Annotated in this window: 7 protein-coding genes; all 7 read right to left on the reverse strand. The window is 42.3% G+C overall.

The genetic code is table 11. The features are described 5' to 3' along the window. Positions 1–213: 213 nt before the first annotated feature. The 7 genes from PUW25_RS15495 to PUW25_RS15525 all read right to left on the reverse strand — a co-directional run bounded on the left by PUW25_RS15495 (position 214) and on the right by PUW25_RS15525 (position 6,473). Positions 214–1,239: an ABC transporter substrate-binding protein gene (locus tag PUW25_RS15495; RefSeq protein WP_205052862.1), complete on the reverse strand. Its 1,026-nt coding sequence runs from the start codon at positions 1,237–1,239 to the stop codon at positions 214–216. Between the two features lie 70 nt (positions 1,240–1,309). Next, complete coding sequence (locus tag PUW25_RS15500) at positions 1,310–1,798, reverse strand: nucleoside deaminase (RefSeq protein WP_274337279.1); 489 nt, start codon at positions 1,796–1,798, stop codon at positions 1,310–1,312. A gap of 376 nt (positions 1,799–2,174) precedes the next feature. Beyond that, complete coding sequence (locus tag PUW25_RS15505; protein WP_047910522.1) at positions 2,175–2,870, reverse strand: thioesterase II family protein; 696 nt, start codon at positions 2,868–2,870, stop codon at positions 2,175–2,177. Between the two features lie 11 nt (positions 2,871–2,881). Next, a complete protein-coding gene (locus tag PUW25_RS15510; protein WP_047910523.1) occupies positions 2,882–4,123 on the reverse strand; it encodes an MFS transporter in 1,242 nt (413 codons plus the stop codon). A gap of 69 nt (positions 4,124–4,192) precedes the next feature. Next, positions 4,193–4,804, reverse strand: coding sequence for a TetR/AcrR family transcriptional regulator (locus tag PUW25_RS15515; protein WP_047910732.1), 612 nt, complete (start codon positions 4,802–4,804; stop codon positions 4,193–4,195). 196 nt (positions 4,805–5,000) lie between these two features. Next, positions 5,001–5,150 (reverse strand): hypothetical protein, encoded by a 150-nt coding sequence (locus PUW25_RS15520; protein WP_193745993.1) that lies wholly within the window; start codon positions 5,148–5,150, stop codon positions 5,001–5,003. 27 nt (positions 5,151–5,177) lie between these two features. Next, entirely contained in the window at positions 5,178–6,473 is a 1,296-nt protein-coding gene (locus tag PUW25_RS15525; RefSeq protein WP_274337280.1) for a condensation domain-containing protein, read from the reverse strand. Positions 6,474–6,491 lie beyond the last annotated feature (18 nt).

Below are 6,491 nucleotides of genomic sequence, written 5' to 3' on the forward strand. Positions count from 1 at the left end.
AGATTCTCTACTCCTCTATAATGAAATGATCGGATTAAGTATTCATCCCGAGGCTGTCATACACCTCAATTTTATGTCATGAATTTCATTTGAATCGAATTCGCAGCTCAATAAAAAAAAAGGCAAAGAGCCTCATTCAATAATGAATGTACTCTGTGCCTTTGTCTATCCATTTATAACCGAGTAATATCCTGCTAATAACCCAGTATCCACTTATTTGGCAGGTAAATATTCTGTCGTGAATACTTCACTAACATCCAAATCTTTGGTGAGCAAGCCAATCTCCAGCAGTTGATCCTTCAGCTCACTCCAGCGAGCCTCGGTCATATAGCCCATGCCATTTGCTTCCGCGTCGTAGCCGAATACAAATTCTCTTTGTTGTTCTTCTCCAAAGGCAATCTCATCCTCTGCCAGGTTGGTGTTAATTTCAAGAATCTTCTTATTTATTTGTTCATAATTGTCTTTATAATCATACCAGCCTTCTACCGTACCATTAATGAATGCTTTGACTGTCTCCGGGTTCTCCTCTAAATATTTCTCAGTAGTGTATACTACGGCAGCATACGGTTCATATCCGGAATCTGCAATGAGCTTCGTTCCTACCTGAACGCCTTGCTTCTCCACAACAAACGGCTCACCATTAACGAAGGACTGGCTTGCAGACTGAGCGTCTTCAATAAAGTTACCATGCTGGCCTGTATAGGCTACTTCTTTAACCGTATCCAGACTGTACTTATGCTTCAAGAATTCCCAGTAAGGCTGGCCTTGCTGAATAAATACGGTTCTGCCGTTCAGATCGTCAAAATCCTCAATATCGGACTCTTCATGAAACATGAGAGCCTGTGGACTGATCTGGAACGTCGTCGCCAATGCGACGATTGGAATGCCTTCTTCACGAGCAAGCAGAATCTGATCCGCATGGGCTACTCCGAATTCCGCTTTACCGGAAGCAACGATCTGAATGGACGAGACCTGAGGACCTCCCGGCTCAATCGTTACGTCGAGATTCTTCCCTTCATAAATCCCGTTCTCTTCGGCTGCATAGAACCCGCCATGCTCCGTCTTGGCGAACCAATTAAGTACGACCTTAACTGGAGTTACTTCGCTTGATTCGCCCGAGGCATTCGTGGTATCCGATCCAGCTTCTCCGCCGCCGCATGCAGTTAACGCTAACGTCACAGCCAGGAGCACTCCGCTCATCTTTGTTCTATTACTCCACTTTACTGACTTCTTCCACATACCCCTCACACTCCGCTCATCTTTTTTTGATATGGTGATATTTAATGTGATGTTCTGCTAGATTTGACAGCTATTCGCCGGGGCTCCAGTAACCTTCATGAACAGCGACGATCTCATTTGCCAGCTCCGGGAACGGCCCGATCACTTCAATTTCTTTTTGTCCTCTAGCAAAGATCTCACGGCAAGGCATGTCAAAAGTCGGATTCTGGGGATCATTGCCTGTCAGCACCAGCAGTTCCTTCTCGGAGATGCCGTATACGACCCGCCCGATATTTCCCCAATACATTGCTCCTGCGCACATGGCGCAAGGCTCTGCTGTCGTATACAAGGTACATTCCCATAAAAATGCAGGGTCATATGTATGGGATGCTTTTTCCATCAATGCAGTTTCAGCGTGACCCGTACAGCGATGCTCCGTAATCTCGACATTTCCCTGCTCCAGCAGGATATTGCCTTCTTTATCCACGAGCAGCGCGCCAAACGGTGTATTCCCACTCTCTCTGGCCAAACGTGATACTTCTACACAGCGCTTCAAAAATACAACATGATTGAGTTCCACTGCCTGACTCCTCGTTTTCTTCTCCCCTTCACCTCTCTGAATATGATTTGATATTAGTTGAACGACCACTTAACGTCAATTAATCTTACACAGTTTTATCATTCTGAATAATTTGTGTCGATATTTTTGTGAATATGTACATAAAACTCAGGGATGAACTAAGTTTGATTAAGAAAAAACACGCCTACACTAGGCTATTCAACATTTCAAGTTACATAATATGTTATATACATGTAAATTCGTATAAAGTATCATATATCCTTTATTCAAATTAATCATGTTAGCTCAACTTGCCTGCAAATAAAAACAAAGCTGCCGTTTCATCGGCAGCTCGCTATAAGTATTCATTCAATCCACTTTTCACATCGTAATTCTATTATAGCAACACTCTTTTTATTTGCTCGGCAATGACCTCATAATGCTTATTAATAAAAAAATGATCTCCCTCATAAACGGATAGCTGACAAGCTCCAGATGTCATATCTCCCCAAGCTTCCAACTGATCTATTGCGATTACATCCTGATCACCGGCAAGAACCGTGATATCAGTCTGAAGTAAGTCTCTAGGCTTCCATTCGTAATTTTCTACGATCCTCATATCGCCTCTGATTAAAGGCAAGAACACATCCAGCAGCTCTTGATTCTGAAGGGCTTCATCTGACATTCCACCGAGCTTGATCATTTCTGCAAGAAAAGTTTGATCGGGTAAGGCGGAAATCTGCTTCACATGTCCATTCAAATGTGGTGCCCTTCGAGCACCTACAAATAAATGTGTGAGCTCATTGCCATGCTTCTCTTTAATATAATGTGCAAGCTCGTAGGCGATAAGGCTTCCCATACTATACCCAAAGAAAGCAATGGGCTCCCTCATAAGATGTACCGGAATGGACAAGTAGGCATCCTCCACTGCCTCATCTATGCTGTGATGGTACGGTTCATTCATTCTTCGTCCTCTGCCTGCCAGCTCAATGGGATGAAGCTCAATGAACTCAGACAGTTGGTTCCGCCAGCGAAAGTACATCATTGATGATCCTCCGGCATAAGGAAAACAGAACAAGTGGATCCTTTTCATAGCTGCCCCCTCTATTCCAAAGCCCGACTAAGCTCTTGATCTGCTGGCAGGGGTGTTTCTACGTTATCTTTGCTACTGCCAAATTTAATCTTGATTCCTGGAATTAATCCAACAGTAAGCACAAGAACAGATAGGATGTAAGCTGTCAACAACGAAGTATTGCTCATGACTACGCCTGCTAAGGAGGACCCAATCAACATTGCACCCATGAACATAGGGGTTATGGTTCCATTTACGCGTCCAATCATTTGTTCATCAATTTTGGTAACGAGAAATGTCGAGATAATTACATTTACAAAAGCAAGACATAGAGAGCTAAAAAAGCTAATGACCAAGGTGAGCCATAGCCAACCTGATAATACCTCTCCAAGTGTTGTGATCGCTAGAAGAACAACTCCTAGAACAAGCGTACGATTTTGATCCAGCTTACTGCTTAATGCGGCCGCAATACCTCCACCGATGAGCAGCCCTAAGCCAGATGCACCCGTTAGATACTGTACTGACGTTTGTTCTAGACCGAGTCGCTCTGTAATCAGAAAGATTTCTAGAGGACTGATCAGACCCGAAGATAATCCCAGAATAATAAATAAGAGAGTCAGGAACTTCAAAGAACTGGACCCCAGAACGTATTTCCAGCCTTCCTTCATCTCACTAACGAGTGAGGAACGCTCAGCGGAACTCGGTTCGTCTTTGGGCAGAAGCGTTAATATGAGAGCCGAAGAAATAAACAGAACAAGCAGAGAATACATGGAAGCTTGAATTCCGAGTGTAGTATATATGAACGTACCTACGATGGGGCCGAGGATAAGGAATAACGATTGTGAGCTCTGTGTGATCGCAATTGCCGACTGGACATGCTCCTCTTCAACATTTCGTTTAACGATCTTAACAGAGGAGGGCTGGGAAAATTGACTGACGATGGATGATACAAAAGTGGCAGCATACAGTGCCTGCCAATATCCTGAAGCCATTACTGCTAGTATAAGCACAATCGAAAGTGAACTGAGAATATCACCAAGGATCATGGTCTGTTTGGGATTCCAGCGATCAGCAAGTGCTCCTCCAATAAAGGAAAATACAAAGATCGGAACGTATTCCAGTACAGTAATTAGCGATACAGCAATCGGGTCCCCCTGGGTTTGATCCATAATAAAGTAAAGAATAGCCATATTTCTAATCCAGATCGCTAAATTTTGAAGCAGATCAGAAAAGGTAATTACTAGGAAAGCCCGGTTCTTAAACAGATTATTCATAGCCATCTCCTTTTTTTAAACCGACTATTCGGTCTACTAATTTATAAAAGAAAAACTGATAAGTTGATATCAGTCCTTCATTGTTTTACTTGTGCTCTGAATTCCCGTCAGCAGGTTTGCGATTCCTAATTTATACAATCTGCGAATATCTGATAAGTCTTTTTCATAATAAAGCGTACCTAACCCGTTAAATAATCCATTAATAATGTACATTAGATCTTGCGGGTCACTAGGCTTCAATTCCTCGCGTTCAATGCCTTGAATGATGATACGCTCATAGGTTACATAAGGGATACGTATAAGTGACAGCATTTCATCCAGGACATCTTGACTGACGACTTGACCGGAAACAAATTCATTAATGGCATGATTCAGCGGGTTTGCCAAATCATCTACATAGTGGTCCGCTAGACCATACAACTTTTCGACGGTAGTTTCGTACTGTGATTCCTTCTCTTGCCAAGAATCCATCCACTCTTGATTATTTAGCTTGATCAAGAACATGAACAGCTCCTCTTTGCTTTTGAAGTGATAATATATACTGCCTTTGCTTCGATTGTTGACCGTACAGATCTCTTCCATCGAAGTAGCATTGTATCCCTTTTGAGCAAAGAGTTCTTTTGTATTTCGTGCGATATCCTTTTTAATCTGAGCTACATCTTTTCTGCGTTTAACTTCGATCGATAACCCCTCCAAAAAACTGACTGGTCAGTCTATTAGTATTATAACCATAAAAGCAGTTAATTTCCAATATGTACCCTCTTACATATCACCATATTTACACGGGATTTGCAAGAGGGTACTGGATATTTTGAAGTTTTGAATCCACTCATTCGACCAATTTAGGGGGCACTATGACTTGGACTCACTATTATAATTATTTATCTTCTTTTTCATCCTTGAAGGCTTCACTAATTTCATTAGCGATTGTCTCAGGCAGCTTCTCCACCTCACGTGCTGCCTCGTTCACTTCTTCAGGGACATCCTCATTCTTAATGACACCGAATTTGAAAAATTTGTTAGCCATTTTTCTCCTCCTCTAATCATCTTTTTGTTAGTGTATCACAGCTTTTGCTGCGATGTTAGTATCTTCCAGCTCATTTATTATTGTATTTGGATCATGCGCGATTTGTTTCAATAAGCTCATGTAATGCTTCGTTAATATATGCATAAACTGTGGCTCAAACATAGCTGTTCGATAATCAAATTGAATCAAGTATACCTCTTCCATCTCCTGAGCAGTAACATATAGATCATATTCACAATAATTCCACTCGCAAGGATATGAAGAGATATAATAATCCCCTTCCTTACGATCTGCTGCAGGCATAATAAAGTTATTGAGATTAAACATGGTGTTAAACAGCGGATTTTCACCTGGAGTCAGCGGTATCTCCAAATCCTCAAGCATCCTCTCAAACGGGTAATACTGATGCTGAAAAGCCAGATTCATCATCTCTTGAACCTGTTGGAACATGGCTGTCAACGTATCATCCGAATGAACTCGGTATCTCAACGGAATTGAATTAATGAACAATCCTACGATTCCCTGTAATTCAGGACGTTCTCGACCAAATGCGTACGTGCCGACTATTAGATCTTCTTGGTTCGTTAACTGGCTCAGCAAAACGAGATAGGTGGAGTACAAGATCGTATAATCCGTTACTTCCATATTCATCGTGATCTTCATTTGTTCGATTAAAGCTTTGGGAACCTCTACTCTGACATGACTTCCGTTATGATCTGACGTTGTTGATTCATCAAGCTGTAATGGTGATAATTGAACAGGATGATACCCCGTAAGATATTTCTTCCAAAAGTCAGAGGCGGCTGTAAAATGTCCTTGCTCCAGCTTTGTATGCTGCCATTCAGAAAAATCTTTATACTGCAATGCTACGGGGCTCAGCTCCGAACCGTCATACAGCTTAAACAATTCATCCAAAATAATGCCAAGTGAAGTTCCATCAGAGATGGCATGATGCATATCCAACAATAGGATGTGGTCTTCCAAATCAAGCCTGAGCACCTTGGCTCTTAACAGAGGTGCAGCGTTAAGAGCAAAAGGCTGGATGAATCTCTCGATGACTTGATTCACTTCATTATGGGAGCCGAGCTGTTCCTTCTCGAGCCGGAAGCTCACTCGAGACATAACTCGCTGGATCACATGGGAGCCTTGAATTTCAAATAATGTTCTAAGCGCTTCATGACGTGATATAAGCTTCTGAAAGCTAAGCTCAAGTCTCTCCAGATCAAGAGCACCTTGAATCCGATATGCTGTCGGCATATTCCAATCCGTATTTCCTATGCTGGACAAGTAACCGTAAGACTGATAAGGAGTGGCCGTGTACACCTCTTTAATAGCGGCCGG

This window comes from Paenibacillus urinalis, assembly GCF_028747985.1.
Lineage (GTDB): Bacteria > Bacillota > Bacilli > Paenibacillales > Paenibacillaceae > Paenibacillus > Paenibacillus urinalis.

Bases quoted from the DNA above. Each gene is read 5' to 3' on its own strand.
- PUW25_RS15520 (WP_193745993.1), bottom strand. From the start codon at position 5,150: ATGGCTAACAAATTTTTCAAATTCGGTGTCATTAAGAATGAGGATGTC.
- PUW25_RS15495 (WP_205052862.1), bottom strand. From the start codon at position 1,239: ATGTGGAAGAAGTCAGTAAAGTGGAGTAATAGAACAAAGATGAGCGGA.
- PUW25_RS15510 (WP_047910523.1), bottom strand. From the start codon at position 4,123: ATGAATAATCTGTTTAAGAACCGGGCTTTCCTAGTAATTACCTTTTCT.
- PUW25_RS15505 (WP_047910522.1), bottom strand. From the start codon at position 2,870: ATGAAAAGGATCCACTTGTTCTGTTTTCCTTATGCCGGAGGATCATCA.